Source organism: Caballeronia choica (genome assembly GCF_001544535.1).
In the GTDB taxonomy this organism is placed as follows: Bacteria; Pseudomonadota; Gammaproteobacteria; order Burkholderiales; family Burkholderiaceae; genus Caballeronia; species Caballeronia choica.
This window is the reverse complement of the sequence record NZ_FCON02000165.1, coordinates 1-16,147: the sequence shown is the minus strand read 5'-3', so window position 1 is coordinate 16,147 and position 16,147 is coordinate 1. Positions and strand designations below refer to the sequence as shown.

Below are 16,147 nucleotides of genomic sequence, written 5' to 3'. Positions count from 1 at the left end.
ACCCAGTAATCGTCTCACTCGCAAAAGAATAATCCTGATAAATCAAAGGATTATGCGCGCGGGCGCTCAAAGTTCGGGCTAGCGCACGGACCTTCGCAGACGAACCGCTTTCCCTGAACGTGCTTGGCGACTTGCTGTGGGCCGCGAATGGAGTTAACCGTCCCGGAACCGGAGGGCGCACCGCACCGTCGGCACGCGCATTCAACGAGATCGATATCTACGTCGCGCTGCCGTACGGCGTCTACCGTTATGACGCCCTGTCGCACCACCTGGTTCTCAAGCACGCGATCAATGCCCGCAATATGACCGGCTATCAGGATTTTGTCGGCACGGCACCATTGGATCTGGTGTATGTGGTGCAGACGGCCAAGCTGCTCCCAATACCGCCGCAACAGCGCGATATTTTCTCCGCCGTCGCCGCGGGTGCCATAGCCCAGAACGTATCGCTCTATTGCGCGTCCGCCGGTCTTGCCACGGTCGTACGCGGGTGGATCAATCATCGCTTACTGGCAGACGCGCTGCGGCTTAACGAAGACGAATTGCCCGTCCTCGCGCAGACCGTTGGCATGCCCGCCGCAACAGCCTAGTCGCCAGCGGCCGACGACGAATCGGATCGCGGTCGGCGCGCACCGCCCCGATCCGTCAGGAACCGTGGCAATCAGGCGCGCGCCTTCTCCTCGAAGAACCTCTGCCGTCCGCCGACGTGCCCAAGCTCCGATAAGAACTCCGCGGAGAAGCGCAGCAGATCGTCCAGCGTCACGATGCCGATAAGTGCATCGGCATCGTCGACGACCGGCATCCGCCGTACGCCGTGGAGGCGCATGCGGCGCAGCAGGCGCCAACCGTCTTCCCACTCGAACGCCGTGATGGCGGGTGACGACATGATGTCGGTGACTAGCAGTCCGGCTGCATCGACCTCCTTCGCGACGACCGACACGACAATGTCCCGGTCGGTCACCATGCCGACCGGCCGGCGATTGCCGTTGGCCTTGTCGATCACGACGAGATCTCCGACGTGATTGGCGCGCATCAGGCGGGCTGCGTCCAGAGCGCTCGCATCGGTGCCGCACACGATGACATCAAGTGTGCAGATTTTCCCTGCATTCATGGCCGTTCTCCTTTTACATGAATGTTCGCAGCCACTGTGCTCCTTGATGAAGAGCCCGGGTTGCGTTTGATCAAACCATGTTCAGACCGAATGGCTCCCGCTTTCACCAGGGAATTTGCCCTGTTGCTTCGTGTGTCGACGAAAGGCGCACTTGATCTGCGTCACGAATCAGGAGGCATCGTGCGCGCAATATGAATCGGATGCCTCGAACAGAGCCTCTCCGCCATTGATGCGTGACCGGACAATAATGTGGACGCGGATCGCGCCATTCTCCGCTGCGAGATACAAGAAATGACAGCCAAGAATAAAGTACTTGCGTTGCGTATCCTCCTCATGCTCGCCTGCGCATGGCTACCCGGCGCGAACGCCGCGCAGCCATCGCAAACCGAGCCGCGCGTCATCATTCTCGTGTATCACCGCTTCGCCGTTAAGGCCGAAGATTCGATGACCGTGCGCATTGAGACCTTCGAAGCACAGTTGGGGTTGCTGCGCGCGCACGGTTATCGGATTGTGCCGTTGCGGGACGTGCTGAAGTGGCGGCAGGATCCCGCCGCGACCCTGCCGCCCAAGACCGCCGTGCTCACGGCCGACGACGGCCATCGCTCGGTATTCGACGTGCTGCTTCCGATTGCGATGCGCGACCGTCTGCCCGTGACCTTGTTCGTCTATCCGTCGGCCATCTCGAACGCGTCCTATGCGCTGACGTGGGGCCAGTTGCGCACACTCAATCAGAGCGGCTTGTTCGATATCCAGTCGCATACGTACTGGCATCCAAACTTCAACCACGAGCGTCAGCGCCTCGCGCCGACTGACTACCGCCAGTTCGTGCACAGGCAACTTGAGCAGTCACGCGCCCGTATCGAAGCCGAAGTGGGCGGCCACGTCGACATGCTCGCGTGGCCCTTTGGGATCTACGACGATCAACTGCTGGCGCTCGCCGCGGGCGACGGCTATGTGGCCGGCTTTACACTGGACGCGCGTCCAGTCGAAAGAGATTCGCCGCTGCTCGCGATGCCTCGCTTCCTGATCGTCGAAGGTCATGGCACGAGCGCCTTTGCGCGGTTGCTCGGCGAAAGCGAGCAACAGACGGTCCCCGCCTCCGGTGGCCGACCATGAGCGCGCGCGCAGTGTCGGTGCGTGCATTGATCTTCGGACTCGTCTTCGTCTCGGCCTTGCTGGTCAGTAGAATGGCGGCAGCGGTGACCGGTATTGTGATGGACCAAAGCACCCTTGCTCCGGTTGGCGGAGCCATCGTCACGACGGCGACGGAAACAGTTCTCAGCGATCAGGACGGACGATTTGCGATCGATCATGCTGGCTCGAGCGTTGCCGCCCGAGCCCCGGGATACCTCCGCGCACAAACGGCGGTTTCGGGTGACGAGCGGGTAACCATCGTGCTGACGCCCTTTCGGCCGAAGGCCGTGTACCTGTCGGTATATGGCGTGAACAGCGCGACGCTGCGCACCGCCGCTGTCAGCTTGACCGACAATACGGCCATCAACGCGCTCGTCATCGACGTGAAGGGCGATCGCGGCCTGACTCCCTATCCGAGCCACGCACGCGAAGCGATCGGAGCAATCGCGCAGATCAAGGAACGGGCGCCAGTCTCGAAAGACTTCAAATCATTGCTTGCCGAGTTGCACCGCAAGAACCTCTACCTGATCGCGCGCATCGTGGTGTTCAAGGACGACCCGCTGGCCGGCGCGCATCCTGGCTGGGCGGTTCGCGATGGGAATGGCAATCCGTGGCGCGATCGCGAAAACCTGCAATGGGTCGACCCGTTTTCGCATGAGGTCTGGCAGCACAACCTCGATGTCGCCGAGGAGGCGGCACGATTGGGCTTCGACGAGATCCAGTTCGACTACGTCCGCTTTCCCGATGCAAGCGGCGTGCACTTCGCGCTGCCGAACACGCGCGGCAACCGCACCGCGGCCATCGTCGGCTTCCTGAAGGCGGCGCGGGCGCGCCTCGCACCGTACAACGTGTTCGTGTCCGCCGACATCTTCGGGTACGTCTGCTGGAATCTCGACGATACTGCGATCGGCCAGGAGATCGGCACGCTCGGAACGGCGCTCGACTACATCTGCCCGATGCTCTATCCCTCGGGCTTCACATGGGGCCTGCCGGGCTGCACCAATCCCGTCGCGGACCCCGGGCAGATCGTGCGTCGGTCCCTCGCCGAAGCCATGCAGCGAACGGGACTTCCCGGCGTGCGATTCCGTCCATGGCTGCAGGCGTTTCGTGACTACGCATTCGACCATCGCGAGTTCGGCGCCGACGCGATTCGCAAGCAGACCGAAGCCGCGGACGCAGCGGCGACCGACGGATGGATGCTATGGAACCCGCGCAATCGCTACGATGCCGCCGACCTGCCGCGCTGATACGCCGGCTGACACGCCAGCTGATACGCGGCGCTTTCGTCTGCGCGCTTGTGTTCGCCACGCGTGCCGCAGCCGGTAGCGGTTTGGACGACTCGGCCCGCGCACAACTCGAACGTATTGTGATCGCACAGATCGACGCCGGACGGATTCCGGGCGCAGTCGTTATGGTCGGCGATGCACACGGGGTTTCGTATGCGAGAGCGTTCGGGATGCGTGTCGTCTCGCCCCGGCCCGAGCCGATGACGCTCGATACCGAATTCGATCTCGCCTCGCTCACGAAACCGGTCGCCACGACGACGGCAGTTATGCAACTCGTCGAGGAGGGGCGCCTGCAGCTCGATGCGCCAGTGGCACGATACTGGCCCGAGTTCGCTGCAAACGGAAAGCAGGACGTCACGCTGCGTCAATTGCTTTCACATACCTCGGGTCTGCGCCCAGACTTGCCCTCGTTATCTGCTGCACACACACGCGCAGACGTGTTACGCGAGGTATTGGCGGAGCAACTGCAAGCGGAGCCCGGCACCCGCGTAATCTACAGTGACCTCAACTTCGTGGTGCTCGGCGTACTCGTCGAACGCGTCACTCATCGTTCGCTCGACACCTACTGCCGCGCCTACATCTTCGCTCCTCTTGGCATGCGTGATACCGGCTTCCTCCCGGACCGCGCCCGCGCCTCGCGAAGCGCGGCAACAACGCCCGATCGGTTCGGTATGCGCCGCGGCCGCGTTCACGATCCGACAGCGGCGCGCATGGGCGGCGTATCGGGCCATGCAGGCGTGTTCTCGACCGCTCGCGATCTCGCCCAATTTGCACAGATGATTCTGAACGCAGGCCGTGCAGGCGAGTTGCGAATCTTGCAACCGTCGAGCGTCACTGCGCTCGCAATGCCTGCAACGTCTGCAGCTCTCGCCTCCGCGTCACCGTGGCGCGCTCTTGGATGGGAACTCTACGCTCCGTTGGCCTCGAATCGTGACCGACTACCCGCCGTCGGATCGATCGGCCACACCGGCTATACAGGCACGGCAATCTGGATTGATTTCGCGTCGCGGCAGTTCCTCGTGATTCTCACGAATCGTGTGCATCCGGATGACCGGGGCGACGCCCGACCCCTGCGCGAACAAGTCGTCGCACTGCTGGCAAGCCGCGAGCCACCGCTCTCCGCCCACGAACTCGCCCGACTGCTGCCGTGGGCCGCCTCCGCCATCGATGCGGCATCCGCCCTGCCTGTCTCGAAGGGTCCGGTCAGAACCGGCATCGACGTCCTGGAGGACGACCTGTTCGCTCCACTCGCGGGCTTAAGAATAGGCCTCGTCACGAATCACAGCGGTTTTGATTCACGAGGCAGGCGCACGATCGACGTGCTCGCGCAGGCACCGGGCGTCACGCTGGCGACGCTGTTTGCACCGGAGCATGGACTCGGCACGGATCGCGACGAGCGAATCGACGATGCACGCGACCCCGCGACAGGCCTCGTCGTCCACAGTCTCTATACAGGCGGGCGCCGGTTTGCGGATGCCGCTCTTAAGGGCCTCGACGCGCTTGTGTTCGACATTCAGGATGCGGGCGTGCGCTTCTTCACCTACGAAACCACGCTCGGCTATGCGCTTGAGGCCGCGGCGCACCGCCATATTCCGCTGTTTGTGCTTGATCGCCCGGACCCGCTCGGCGGCGACACCTTCGGCGGATCGATGCTCGATGCCGGACATGAATCGTTCACCGGCTATTTCCCGTTACCGCTCATGCCTGGCTTAACCGTTGGCGAGCTGGCGTCATTGTTCAACCGCGAGCGGCACATTGAAGCCGATTTGCGGGTCATACCGATGCGCAACTATCGACGCTCGATGCGTATGGCCGATACGGGGCTCGGCTGGGTCCCGCTATCGCCGAACCTGCGCACGCCTTCACAATTGAACCTCTATCCGGATGTCGCATTGCTCGAGGGAGCCAACGTGAGCGTCGGACGCGGCACGCCGCACCCGTTCGAATGGATCGGCGCGCCCTGGATCGATGCTATGCGCCTTGTGCGGGCGCTCAACGCGCTCGACCTCGGCGTCCAATTCGGACCAGTCGACTTCCTGCCTACGGAGTCTGCTTATCGCGGCGTGCTGTGTCATGGTGTCGCCATCGTCGCGCACGACCGGTCTCGTCCGCCGGGCCGTGTCGGCGTGGCGTTGCTTGCCACGCTGCACGCGCTCTACCCGCAAGAATTTGATCTTGCTGCCACGCGCGAGTCGGTAGGTTCGCAGGCTGTGTGGGAAGCCGTGCGCGATGGTGCAAGCCTTGAAGCACTCGACGTCATCGAAGCAGATCGGATCGAGCGATTCGCGCGGCTTCGGGCGCCTTACCTGCGTTACCCGGACGAGTGAAGCAACGCGCATCGTTAAATGTCGCCGTTCCACGGCCAATTCGAATCCGAACGGCGACCGCTCTCGACGCTCTCACGGGATGCGGAAGACTTCTCGTTTTGATAACGCTCGATATCGCTCTCATCCGATGGTTCGTCGGGCGATGCGGTCTGCATGTCGCCGGCTGGCATTTCGATCGTTGCGGATTCATCGCTGGCATTTTCTTCGGTTACTTCGGCGTCGATAATTCGCCGCACGTCGATGCCAAACCAGGGAACGTCCTTCCTGAGCATCGTCACGTAAGCGTGCCAGCCGACGGAGTTCGTTGAATACAGACTATCGTGTACGGTGCGCTCAAGCGCAGTGCGGTTCAGCGTCGCCTCGAGCAACCGACGCGGCCACGAACAGTAAGCGTTCGCCGCGTTTCGGACAAACTCACGGGCCGTCATCCGCGTCGATACCTGACCGAGTAACGGGAACCGGCGAAGTGTCTCGTCGTCGGCTACGAGGTCGTGTACGAGTCGGAGGTCCTGTCCGCAACCGGCGACGTAGCGCACAGTCTCCAATGCGTCTCCAAGATGAAGCAAAAGCGCGCGGCGTTCAAAAGCATCCTTCATCTTCGCTTCTCCTGCTGTAGCCCGACCAGCAATGCGCGCTCGGAGCCGCAGGCCAGCCCTGGCAGATTGGCTCTAACGCCATGTCAAATCTCGCCTCATGCACCGAACGCTTCCGCCGGCGCGCCGAATCAGGATCGGGATGCCGTCGGCCACGTAAGCGTCATGCTGACGCCACCGCTCTTGGGCACGTCGATGGAGCGCTCCTGCGATACGCCATCGGACGTCGCGTTCAGCCGGTACCGGCCTTGCGGAAGCCGAGCGAAAAGATAGGGACCGTCCGAGGTGGCGGAGAACACGAGCGTCCCGTCCGCGCGGCGCAGCTGCACGGTGACGCCCGAAAGATACTCGCCGATGTTTGACACGAACGTCGCTCGCGTGTTGTAGGAAGACGCGAGCCGCTTGAATGCGGTGGCCTCGTCTTCCCCCACGCCTCCGGTCACATACGGGATGCCGTCGTACTTCCGGATCGCGACATTGCCTGGCGGCGGCTTATCGCCCGTTCCCGCTCTCGATGCTGCAGGCCCACAACCCATGCCCATCATCCCTTGCATATGCGGGCCGGGCGCGCCAGCGCCAGACCCCATCATTGCGCCTGCTTCCCCGATCGTGCCGGGTAGCGCGACACCCTGCTCGCGCGAGCGCTCGGCTACCAGTTGATGCATGCGCCGCGAGACAGCCTGACGTTCCTCGGGCGTCGCTGCGCTTTGCATCTGCGTGCAGAAGTCTGCACGCTCCTCGTTGCTGAGAAGGGTTCCCATCATGGGAGGCTGACCATCCGGCGCCCGTACGGGCGGGCTTGCGCCGGCGGCCGCGACCGTGGCGGATATGGTGAACAACGCTACGGCGGTCACGCTGCGAAGCGACGACTTGGACATCATGTACCTCCATACGAATCAGGCGAGCACTGGGCCACTACAAGTTTGACAACAGGACACCCCCACAGGATTGATCTCGGTCAACGAGACGACACATGTTCAGTGCGGGTCGTGACGTCTGGACCGCATCAGTAAACCGTCGTCGCAGGGAAAGCTGATCCACGTCAAGAAAGCCCGTGCTCATGCATGACTAAATGCAATCATTGCCAGGTGACGGAGCCTCGCCATGAAACATTTCGCCGATCATCTGCCGGCCACGCCGATCCCGGCCGCACGCCCCGGGGCTGTCGCTGCCATTCCGAAGCGACTGAAGCTAGGTTTGCTCATCGCGCTCGTGGTTGGATCAATGATCGGCAGCGGTGTGTTCTCGTTACCGCAGAACATGGCTGCCGGGGCGGGAGCGGGTGCTGTGGTCATCGGTTGGCTGATCACCGGCATCGGCATGCTGATGCTCGCCTTCGTCTACCAGACGCTGGCGATGCGCAAGCCCGAACTCGATAACGGCATCTATGCCTACGCGCGGGCAGGCGCCGGCGACTTTGTCGGGTTCAACTCCGCGTGGGGTTACTGGGTCAGCGCGTGGATCGGCAATGTCGGCTACCTTGTGATCGTGTTCGGCACGCTCGGCTACTTCGTTCCAGCGTTTGGCGAAGGCAATACCCGCTTGGCAATCGCGGGTGCCTCAGTGCTGTTGTGGATCCTACATCTCGTCATCTTGCGTGGCGTGCGCGGTGCCGCCGTGCTTAACGCAGTCACTACCTTCGCCAAGATTGTCCCGCTGCTCGCCTTCATCGCACTGGCCGTGACCGCCTTCAGGAGCCAGGCCTTTGAACAGGACTTCTGGGGCACCCCGAAGCTCGGATCCGTCTTCGCGCAGGTCAAGAGCACGATGCTGATCACGGTCTGGGTATTTATCGGTATCGAAGGTGCCAGCGTGGTTTCAGCGCGCGCCGAACATCGCCAGGACGTCGGTCGCGCAACGCTCTACGGCTTCGCGATCGTGTTGCTGTTGCTGATGGCCGTATCGCTGCTTTCGCCCGGCATCGTCCCGCAGGCGGAGCTCGCCGCGATGAAAAACCCGTCGATGGCCGGCGTGCTGGAGAAGGCAGTCGGCACGTGGGGGGCAGTCATGATCAGCCTCGGGCTGCTCGTTTCCGTTGGTGGGGCGCTGCTCGCATGGACACTTCTGGCCGCCGAGACCCTATTTACCCCCGCCTCGGGCGGCGTCATGCCCCGCTTCCTTTCGCGGGAAAACGACCATGGCGTCCCGGCCAATGCCTTGTGGGTGACGAACGGCCTGGTACAACTCTTCCTGATTGTCACGCTGGTCTCCAGCGCGACCTATCAGGCACTGATCTCGCTCGCCACGTCGATGATCCTCGTCCCCTATCTGTTCTCGGCTGTCTATGCCGTGCGCATTGCTGCGCGCGGCGACGCCTATGCTGCGGCCGATCGAATGCGCACCCGTGACCTGGTGGTCGCGGTGCTGGCGACAACTTACTGCTGCTGGCTTCTGTACGCGGCAGGTCCAAAATATCTGTTGCTCAGCGCGTTGCTCTATGCGCCCGGCATACTTCTGTACGGATGGGCCAAGCGCGAACAGGGGGCACGTCTTTTCAAGCCGTTCGAAGTCGCGATCCTGACTGCGATCATCGTTCTCGCCGCGCTCGCCGCCTATCTGCTGACAAGCGGCACGCTGGGTCTGTGAGCAGGGAGCCGTCATGGAATTCGGTGTCTTCTCTGAGGTCGGCACATTGCGCAAGGTTTTGGTCTGCCGGCCGGGCCTGGCGCAGGCGCGCCTCACACCGGCCAACTGCCGCGAGTTGCTGTTCGACGACGTACTGTGGGTGGCGCAGGCGAAAACAGACCACTATGGCTTCTTGAACGCGATGCAGGACCGGGGGATAGAAGTCTTCGATACGAACGATCTCCTCGCCGACATCCTCCGAACGCACGAGGCACGTAACTGGATTCTCGACCGCAAGCTGTCTCCGGGCACGGTAGATCAGGAACTGGCCTCGCAATTACGCCCGTGGCTCGACGAAATGAAGCCGGAGGAGCTCGCCACGCGACTGATCGGCGGAATCGTGCGGGGCGAGTTGCCTTTCGTACCGGCTGGCCTCGTGTCGAGTTGCATTGGCCCTTGCGGCTTCCTGCTCGCACCGTTACCGAATGCGCTATTCACCCGAGATAACTGTTGCTGGATCAATGACGGCGTCGTGCTTGGCTCGATGTATTGGCCCGCGCGCCGTCAGGAGACACTTCTTACTGCGGCCATCTACCAATTTCATCATCGCTTCAACACCCAAACCCGCATCTGGTGGGGCGATCCGGATGTGGACCATGGAGGCGCAACCCTCGAAGGCGGCGATGTCATGCCGCTGTCGCGAGACGTCGTCGTGGTTGGTATGGGTGAGCGCACGTCCCCTCAGGCCGTGACACAACTCGCACGCTCGCTTTTCGCGCGCGAGGCCGCGACACACGTGATCGCCGCGCGCTTGCCACCCTCGCGCGGGGCAATGCATCTCGATACCGTCTTCACCTTCTGTGATCGCGACCTCGTCACGATCTTCCCGGAAATCGTCAACGGCATTTGCTGCACGAGCCTGCGACCCGGAGAAAAGCCCGGCGAGCTCGACGTGCGTGCCGAATCGGCGCCCTTTCTGGATCTTGTGGCACGTTCGATAGGCCTGAAAAAGCTACGCGCTATCGGAACGGGTGGCGACGAGTGGGAAGTCGAGCGCGAGCAATGGGACGACGGCAACAACGTCATCGCGCTGGCGCCGGGCGTCGTTGTTGCCTACAACCGCAACGTCTACACCAATACGCTGTTGCGCAAGGCTGGCGTGGAAGTCATCACGATTCCGAGCGCCGAGCTGGGACGCGGCCGCGGGGGCGGCCATTGCATGACCTGCCCGCTCGCGCGCGACGCTATCTAGCCAGAACCCGAGGCCAACGACACCATGCCATTTAATCTCCGCAACCGCAGCCTCCTGAACATGCGAGACTTCAGTCCCCGTGACATCCGCTTCCTGATCGACCTTGCCGCCGAACTGAAGCGCGCGAAGTATGCGGGTAACGAGATCCCCAGGCTGACCGGGAAGAACATCGCGCTGATCTTCGAAAAAACCTCGACCCGAACGCGCTGCGCCTTCGAAGTCGCCGTGCACGATCAGGGCGGACATATCACGAACATTGATTCGGCCGGCTCTCAGCTCGGCCGCAAGGAATCGCTCAGGGACACGGCGCGCGTTTTGGGACGCCTCTATGACGGAATCGAATACCGGGGTTTTCATCAAACCACCGTGGAGGAACTTGCGCAATTTTCCCATGTTCCGGTGTGGAACGGTCTAACCGACGAATTCCATCCGACGCAAGTGCTTGCCGATCTGCTCACCATGGAAGAATTCGGCCAAAAGCCGCTGTCGGAACTTTCGTTCTGCTACCTCGGCGACGCCCGCTTCAACATGGGCAACTCGCTTCTGGTCGGCGGCGTCCAGATGGGGATGGACGTACGGATCGCGGCGCCGCGCGCGCGGTGGCCGCACGACGAACTTGTCGCGCAAATGCTCGCGCTGGCCGAAACCACCGGCGCGCGCGTCACGCTCGACGAAGATCCGTTCGTCTCGGTCGATGGCGTGGACTTCGTCTATACCGACGTGTGGGTATCGATGGGAGAGCCGCTCGACGTGTGGGGTGAGCGCATCGAACTGCTCAGACCGTATCAGGTCAATGCCGCGCTGATGAAAGCCACCGGCAAACCACGTGCCCGCTTCATGCATTGTTTGCCCGCGTATCACACTGTCGAGACCGAGATCGGCCAACAGATTCACGAGAAATACGGCTTGTCGGAGCTCGAAGTCACCGACGACGTGTTCGAATCGGATGCCTCGATCGTATTTTCGCAAGCCGAGAACCGAATGCATACAATCAAGGCCGTGCTGGTCGCAACGCTCGGATAGGACGACGTCATGCGCATACTCGTTGCACTGGGAGGCAACGCGCTTTTGCGGCGCGATGAACCGCTCACGATCTCAAATCAGATCAACAATATCCGCAAGGCCGCGCAGCAACTCGCGCGGCTGGCCGACGGTCATCAACTGATCGTCGCCCATGGCAACGGCCCACAGGTCGGTCTGCTGGCCCTACAGGCTGCTGCAGCGAACGCGGACGCAACGCCGCTCGACGTGCTCGATGCCGAATCGGAAGGCATGATCGGCTATCTGATCGAACAGGAGCTGGCAAATGCAATCCCGCTGACCCGTCCGGTCGCCACGCTGCTCACGCGAGTCGCTGTTGCAGCAGACGATCCGGCCTTTGAACACCCGACCAAGCCGATTGGCCCGGTGTACGAGCAGAGCGAGGCCAAGCGTCTTGCGGTTGCCAACGGGTGGAAGATCGCGCCGGACGGAGCCGGCTTCCGTCGTGTCGTCGCTTCGCCGAAGCCCCGGTGCTTCATGGAACTCCAGCCGATCCGATGTCTGCTGGATCACGGCACGATCGTTATCGCCGCAGGAGGCGGTGGTATTCCCGTGACCGTCGGGGCCGACGGCAGAACCTGCGCGGGCATCGAGGCGGTCATCGACAAAGACCTGTGCGCAGCGCTTCTGGCCACTGAAGTGGACGCCGACATCCTGCTCATCGTGACCGACGTGGACGCGGTCTATCTCGACTGGCGCACTGCGCACCAACGTCCGCTGCGGGAGGGGACAGTTTCCGAATTGCGGACGAGGTCGTTCGCAGCGGGATCGATGGGTCCCAAAGTACAAGCGGCTTGCGACTTCGTACAGCAAACCGGACGGCCTGCCGTCATTGGCGCACTCGAGCGGATAGAGGAAATGTTGAGCGGCGCCGCAGGGACTCGGATCGTAAGCGATGGCTAACGCGGGCGAGACCATCGCCGAGTTACCGCTTCTGTGCTGAACTATTGAGGAGGGCGCTTCCGGGCAGCGCCATATTGTCCGCGTCGAATGAACAAAGCGGCCCGCCGTTGAATCCCAAGTATCCCCCTCATTTCGCCCAGGCACCGCCATGTCGAACCGACCATCAATTCACGCGTCGCGACGCGAACATGCCGCTCGTCGTGGCTGGGACGCTCTGGATGCTGCACTGCGTCGGTCATGCACATATCGACATCCCGCGGGGCGCATTCGACGAATCGAGACGCACATCTCGGTCGTGTATCTCGCCGGTCGATTTGCGTACAAGATCAAAAAGCCAGTCGACCTGGGCTTTGTCGATTTCACGCGCATCGAAGGCAGGCGCCGCGCTTGCCGGGAAGAGTATCGACTGAACCGGCGCCTCGCCAAGCCGATCTACGTCGGAGTGGTACCGATCGTGCGCGTCGGGCGCACCTACTTGCTGAACACCAGGGGGTGTCCAGTAGATTACGCCGTCAAGATGAAACGATTCGATGAACGGCGCATATTTTCAAACCTGCTCGCGGCCGGCGAACTTGGCGTGGACATCATCGAGAGCGCGGCGGACCGACTCGCACTTTTCCATCGCTGCACCTCCCGGAGCCCACCTCGTCGCGCCTACGGGTCGGCCAACCAGGTCCAAACGCAGGTGCATGCAATTCTTGCCGAGCTTGATCGCGAGTCCGCCGGAATCGTCCCTGCGGAGGTACGCGCATGGTGCGGGTTGGAACTTGCCCGACTCGCCGAGCACATCGACGCGCGTCGTGCCAAAGGTTTTGTGCGCGAGTGCCACGGCGACCTGCATCTCGAGAACGTCGTGCTAGCCGGGCGCGATATATTGATGTTCGATTGCATCGAGTTCAGCGAAGTGCTGCGGTGGATCGATGTGGTCAACGACCTCGCGTTCCTCTGCATGGATCTCCGCGCCCACGACCGCCCGGATCTCGAGACGCGACTGCTGAATCGCTGGCTCCTCGCGACTGGCGACTTCGCCGGACTGCGCGCTATTCGCCTATACATCGTCTATCGTGCACTGGTGCGAGCGCTCGTCGAGACGTTGAAGGCTCGCAGCGCAGAAGGCGTAGGGGGCCCCAAGCGCGCCAGCGGGTATCTGCAATGTGCCGTCAAGGCGGTGCGGGAAAGGCAGCCGTGCCTGCTGCTCTGCCACGGCTATTCCGGCTCGGGCAAGTCTGCCGCGAGTACAGCACTTGCACCGCTCATCGGTGCAATAAGGCTTTCGAGCGACATCGAACGCAAGCGTGCTGCTCCGTTTGCTCCGCTGCTGGAGCGATCGCTGACACATGGCGCTTATCTTCCAGAAGCCGTCGACGTCCAATACGCCAGACTGCTGAACCTCGCGCACCACGTATTGGAAGCTGGCTATTGCGCCCTCGTCGATGCGAGTTTCCTTTATCACGAACATCGGTCGCGCTTCGTCGCTTTTGCGCGCTCGATGCAAGTGCCCCTTCTCATCCTTGATTTCCGGGCGGCTCCAGACTGCTTGCAGAGGCGCGTTCGCCAGCGCGCGATGGGCCCATATCAGCCTTCCGACGCGGACGAAACCGTCCTTGCGCTGCAGCTTGCCAATGCGGACCCGTTGACACGCGAGGAACTCTCGTCAACAGTCGTGTTCGATACCGATGTGCCGATCGCCTCGTTCGAGGAGCCCGCCTACTGGAGTCCTTTGCTCGCGCGACTGCACCATGGAGGCGCACTGCACGACGAACGGAAGGAAAGGCAATGGTAGCGCGCGACCGAGCCGCATAGACGCACGACGTTGGGTTGCCGAACGTTGGCATCGGATGGCGGCTCGTCGATATCGGCACAGCAGCGAAGTCCGCTTCGCACAGCGTTTGATTCAGATCAGTGGGTTCCATCCGCGAACGCGCATAGTTCATACAGGGACATTCGACCATCCGGAGAGCCCGCAGAGCCATGTCACTCCTCGTCAATCTCGACGGCGTGCGGCACGCATACCGCCTCTGTTTCGTGCGCACACCCTGGGCGTTTTTAACGCGGGTCCCGCTCGATCAACAATGGGGTGAATACTGGGAGCGCGCGCCGTATCAGGAATCAGCTGGTGATCCGTACGACGACGCGCCCGATCAGATCCTGAAAGTTGCTTTCGATGGACCGCTCTTTACGCCCGACGCGGGTCGCGACGGTCCCGCCCGAAGCGTGCTGGACATTAACGCGGGCCGCACGCCATGGCTGCGTACGGAAAGTTATGCGGGAGGCCCGCCACTGCATATCATGGCTGGCGTAACGCTGGAGTCGTTTGTTATTTCTATCGAACTCGCGGGTGGATGCGTATATGTTCCGGTAGGTTGGGGGGTTCTTCCCGCCTCGCTCTCGGTGCCCGTCGGCACTGCATGATTCGCTCGATCGCGCGTGGAACTCGTGCAAAAAGCGGTTTCTCGCTATGCTAGTCGGTCTTATATGGGCACCACCCGTTTGCCAAGGAGAGCTTGCGTTCCGGCGGTTAGATCGGTTGCATCCTTATATTCGGCCTGTTTACGGGGCATACCCCTGGCCTTGATGGGATGCGCCGGTGAGGTCCTCATCTGCAAAACGGGCTTTGATGCCCGGACCGACTATCAGGCTTTGCTCACCGAGGTCTGACCTAAATCGCCATCATGCAAGCTTGCCTTGTGCAACCGTTGAATTGGGAAACTGCGCTCCAGTCCGACAGTGATTTTGCTCAGTTGACCGTGACCCGGGAACAGTACGTGCGGTTATTTGCGAGTAAAGCCCAGACGATGCGCGCATTTCGGTTAGCCTGCGCGACCGCGGCCTGGTTGGGATGCTTGCGGGCCAGCAAGCGTTCCAACCAAGGATCTACCGGAGTCGACCCGCGGCGCTGGATTCCCTGGCACATCCGGACCACCGCGCGTGCACCATGAATCAGCAGCGTGCGCAGATACGGATCGCCTCTTTTACTGATGTGGGCGAGGCGTTGCTTGCCGCCCGAGGAATGCTGTCGGGGTACGAGGCCGAGATAGGCCGCTAGATGACGACCGCTGACGAAACCCTGTGCCTGGGTGCCGATGTAACCAACCAGCGCGGTTGCTGTCAGGAGGCCGATGCCAGGGATCTCTGCAAGCCGCAGACTGGCTTCGCTTTGCCGGTGCCATTGACGGATTTGTGTTTCCATCACATCGATCTTGCGATCGATCTCTCTGAGATGTTCGAGCATATCCATTAGCAACTGTCTGAGCATCCCGGGCAATCCATTCGTCGCGTCTTCGGCCAGCGCAGGGATCTCGGCGAGATGGCAGATGCCTTGAGGCAGGATCTGTCCGTACTCGCTCAGCAGGCCACGTAGATGGTTGCTGACCTGGGTGCGCATCTTGACCAGTAGTTGCCGGCTCACATGTAAATGGAGAATGCTTTGCTGCTCGACTGTCTTGACGGCCACGAAGCGCATGTTCGGTCGTTGCACTGCTTCGCAGATGGCTTCGGCATCGTTCATGTCATTCTTGTTCGTCTTCACGTAAGGCTTGACGAAGTGCGGCGCCATCAGCTTCACCGAATGTCCCATCGCAGTCAGCCTGCGTGCCCAGTAATGTGCGCTGCCGCAGGCCTCCATACCGACCAGACAGGGCGATAGACGGGCGAAGAACGGCGCCATTTGTGACCGGCTGAGGCGTTTGCGGCATACGATATGCCCACGGGCGTCCACCGCGTGCACCTGGAAGACGTGCTTCGCGAGATCCACACCAACAGCGGTAATATCCATTTCGGGTGCCTCCAATTTTTCAGTCGAACGTCGGACCTCAACTTTGGCACATCGATGCCGTTCGGGTGGGTGGTGCCCATTCCATCTGCAAAATGGCGTGAAGCCAGGCGCGGCGCGCGAATAGGCGCGAATAAAGGGTTGCGAAACTCCCAGTTTCAATATG

At 61.8% G+C, this 16,147-nt stretch carries 13 protein-coding genes and 1 pseudogene; 10 read left to right on the top strand and 4 right to left on the bottom strand.

Annotated features, from left to right (window positions below; all coding sequences use genetic code 11):
- Positions 1-62: 62 nt before the first annotated feature.
- A pseudogene (locus AWB68_RS37160) lies at positions 63-587 on the top strand (SagB/ThcOx family dehydrogenase); the annotation flags it as partial.
- Between the two features lie 71 nt (positions 588-658).
- Here the strand turns inward: AWB68_RS37160 and AWB68_RS37155 are convergent.
- Positions 659-1,108, bottom strand: a complete 450-nt coding sequence (locus AWB68_RS37155) for a CBS domain-containing protein (RefSeq protein WP_087649211.1) — start codon at positions 1,106-1,108, stop codon at positions 659-661.
- A 291-nt stretch (positions 1,109-1,399) separates the two neighbouring features.
- On the opposite strand from AWB68_RS37155, the gene AWB68_RS37150 reads away from it, so the two are divergent.
- From AWB68_RS37150 to AWB68_RS37140, 3 genes are all read left to right on the top strand, one after another.
- Entirely contained in the window at positions 1,400-2,224 is an 825-nt protein-coding gene (locus AWB68_RS37150; protein ID WP_087649213.1) for a polysaccharide deacetylase family protein, read from the top strand.
- Between the two features lie 71 nt (positions 2,225-2,295).
- Positions 2,296-3,489 carry a putative glycoside hydrolase gene (locus AWB68_RS37145; protein ID WP_235028710.1) on the top strand — a complete coding sequence of 398 codons (1,194 nt, stop codon included), beginning with the start codon at positions 2,296-2,298 and terminating at the stop codon, positions 3,487-3,489.
- A 119-nt stretch (positions 3,490-3,608) separates the two neighbouring features.
- Positions 3,609-5,855: a serine hydrolase gene (locus AWB68_RS37140; RefSeq protein ID WP_327384037.1), complete on the top strand. Its 2,247-nt coding sequence runs from the start codon at positions 3,609-3,611 to the stop codon at positions 5,853-5,855.
- A 14-nt stretch (positions 5,856-5,869) separates the two neighbouring features.
- Here AWB68_RS37140 and AWB68_RS37135 read toward each other — a convergent pair whose 3' ends face one another.
- Positions 5,870-6,451: a hypothetical protein gene (locus AWB68_RS37135; RefSeq protein ID WP_087649208.1), complete on the bottom strand. Its 582-nt coding sequence runs from the start codon at positions 6,449-6,451 to the stop codon at positions 5,870-5,872.
- A gap of 128 nt (positions 6,452-6,579) precedes the next feature.
- Entirely contained in the window at positions 6,580-7,326 is a 747-nt protein-coding gene (locus AWB68_RS37130) for a carboxypeptidase-like regulatory domain-containing protein (protein ID WP_087649207.1), read from the bottom strand.
- Between the two features lie 226 nt (positions 7,327-7,552).
- Here AWB68_RS37130 and arcD point away from each other — a divergent pair, with 226 nt between their 5' ends.
- The 6 genes from arcD (at position 7,553) to AWB68_RS37100 (ending at position 14,621) form a co-directional block, all read left to right on the top strand.
- Entirely contained in the window at positions 7,553-9,034 is a 1,482-nt protein-coding gene (gene arcD / locus AWB68_RS37125) for an arginine-ornithine antiporter (RefSeq protein WP_087649206.1), read from the top strand.
- A 13-nt stretch (positions 9,035-9,047) separates the two neighbouring features.
- On the top strand, positions 9,048-10,265 hold the full coding sequence (locus AWB68_RS37120; RefSeq protein ID WP_087649205.1) for an arginine deiminase: 1,218 nt from the start codon (positions 9,048-9,050) through the stop codon (positions 10,263-10,265).
- 24 nt (positions 10,266-10,289) lie between these two features.
- Positions 10,290-11,288 (top strand): ornithine carbamoyltransferase, encoded by a 999-nt coding sequence (gene argF / locus AWB68_RS37115; RefSeq protein WP_087649204.1) that lies wholly within the window; start codon positions 10,290-10,292, stop codon positions 11,286-11,288.
- Positions 11,289-11,297: 9 nt separating this feature from the next.
- A complete protein-coding gene (arcC, locus tag AWB68_RS37110; protein ID WP_087649203.1) occupies positions 11,298-12,209 on the top strand; it encodes a carbamate kinase in 912 nt (303 codons plus the stop codon).
- A 577-nt stretch (positions 12,210-12,786) separates the two neighbouring features.
- Positions 12,787-13,992 carry a bifunctional aminoglycoside phosphotransferase/ATP-binding protein gene (locus AWB68_RS37105; RefSeq protein WP_160110136.1) on the top strand — a complete coding sequence of 402 codons (1,206 nt, stop codon included), beginning with the start codon at positions 12,787-12,789 and terminating at the stop codon, positions 13,990-13,992.
- A gap of 188 nt (positions 13,993-14,180) precedes the next feature.
- Positions 14,181-14,621: a hypothetical protein gene (locus AWB68_RS37100; RefSeq protein ID WP_087649201.1), complete on the top strand. Its 441-nt coding sequence runs from the start codon at positions 14,181-14,183 to the stop codon at positions 14,619-14,621.
- Between the two features lie 325 nt (positions 14,622-14,946).
- Here AWB68_RS37100 and AWB68_RS37095 read toward each other — a convergent pair whose 3' ends face one another.
- On the bottom strand, positions 14,947-15,984 hold the full coding sequence (locus tag AWB68_RS37095; protein WP_087649200.1) for an IS110 family RNA-guided transposase: 1,038 nt from the start codon (positions 15,982-15,984) through the stop codon (positions 14,947-14,949).
- Positions 15,985-16,147: the final 163 nt, after the last annotated feature.

Bases quoted from the DNA above. Each gene is read 5' to 3' on its own strand.
- AWB68_RS37155 (WP_087649211.1), bottom strand. From the start codon at position 1,108: ATGAATGCAGGGAAAATCTGCACACTTGATGTCATCGTGTGCGGCACC.
- AWB68_RS37150 (WP_087649213.1), top strand. From the start codon at position 1,400: ATGACAGCCAAGAATAAAGTACTTGCGTTGCGTATCCTCCTCATGCTC.
- AWB68_RS37145 (WP_235028710.1), top strand. From the start codon at position 2,296: ATGGCGGCAGCGGTGACCGGTATTGTGATGGACCAAAGCACCCTTGCT.
- AWB68_RS37135 (WP_087649208.1), bottom strand. From the start codon at position 6,451: ATGAAGGATGCTTTTGAACGCCGCGCGCTTTTGCTTCATCTTGGAGAC.
- AWB68_RS37130 (WP_087649207.1), bottom strand. From the start codon at position 7,326: ATGTCCAAGTCGTCGCTTCGCAGCGTGACCGCCGTAGCGTTGTTCACC.
- arcD (WP_087649206.1), top strand. From the start codon at position 7,553: ATGAAACATTTCGCCGATCATCTGCCGGCCACGCCGATCCCGGCCGCA.
- AWB68_RS37120 (WP_087649205.1), top strand. From the start codon at position 9,048: ATGGAATTCGGTGTCTTCTCTGAGGTCGGCACATTGCGCAAGGTTTTG.
- argF (WP_087649204.1), top strand. From the start codon at position 10,290: ATGCCATTTAATCTCCGCAACCGCAGCCTCCTGAACATGCGAGACTTC.
- arcC (WP_087649203.1), top strand. From the start codon at position 11,298: ATGCGCATACTCGTTGCACTGGGAGGCAACGCGCTTTTGCGGCGCGAT.
- AWB68_RS37100 (WP_087649201.1), top strand. From the start codon at position 14,181: ATGTCACTCCTCGTCAATCTCGACGGCGTGCGGCACGCATACCGCCTC.
- AWB68_RS37095 (WP_087649200.1), bottom strand. From the start codon at position 15,984: ATGGATATTACCGCTGTTGGTGTGGATCTCGCGAAGCACGTCTTCCAG.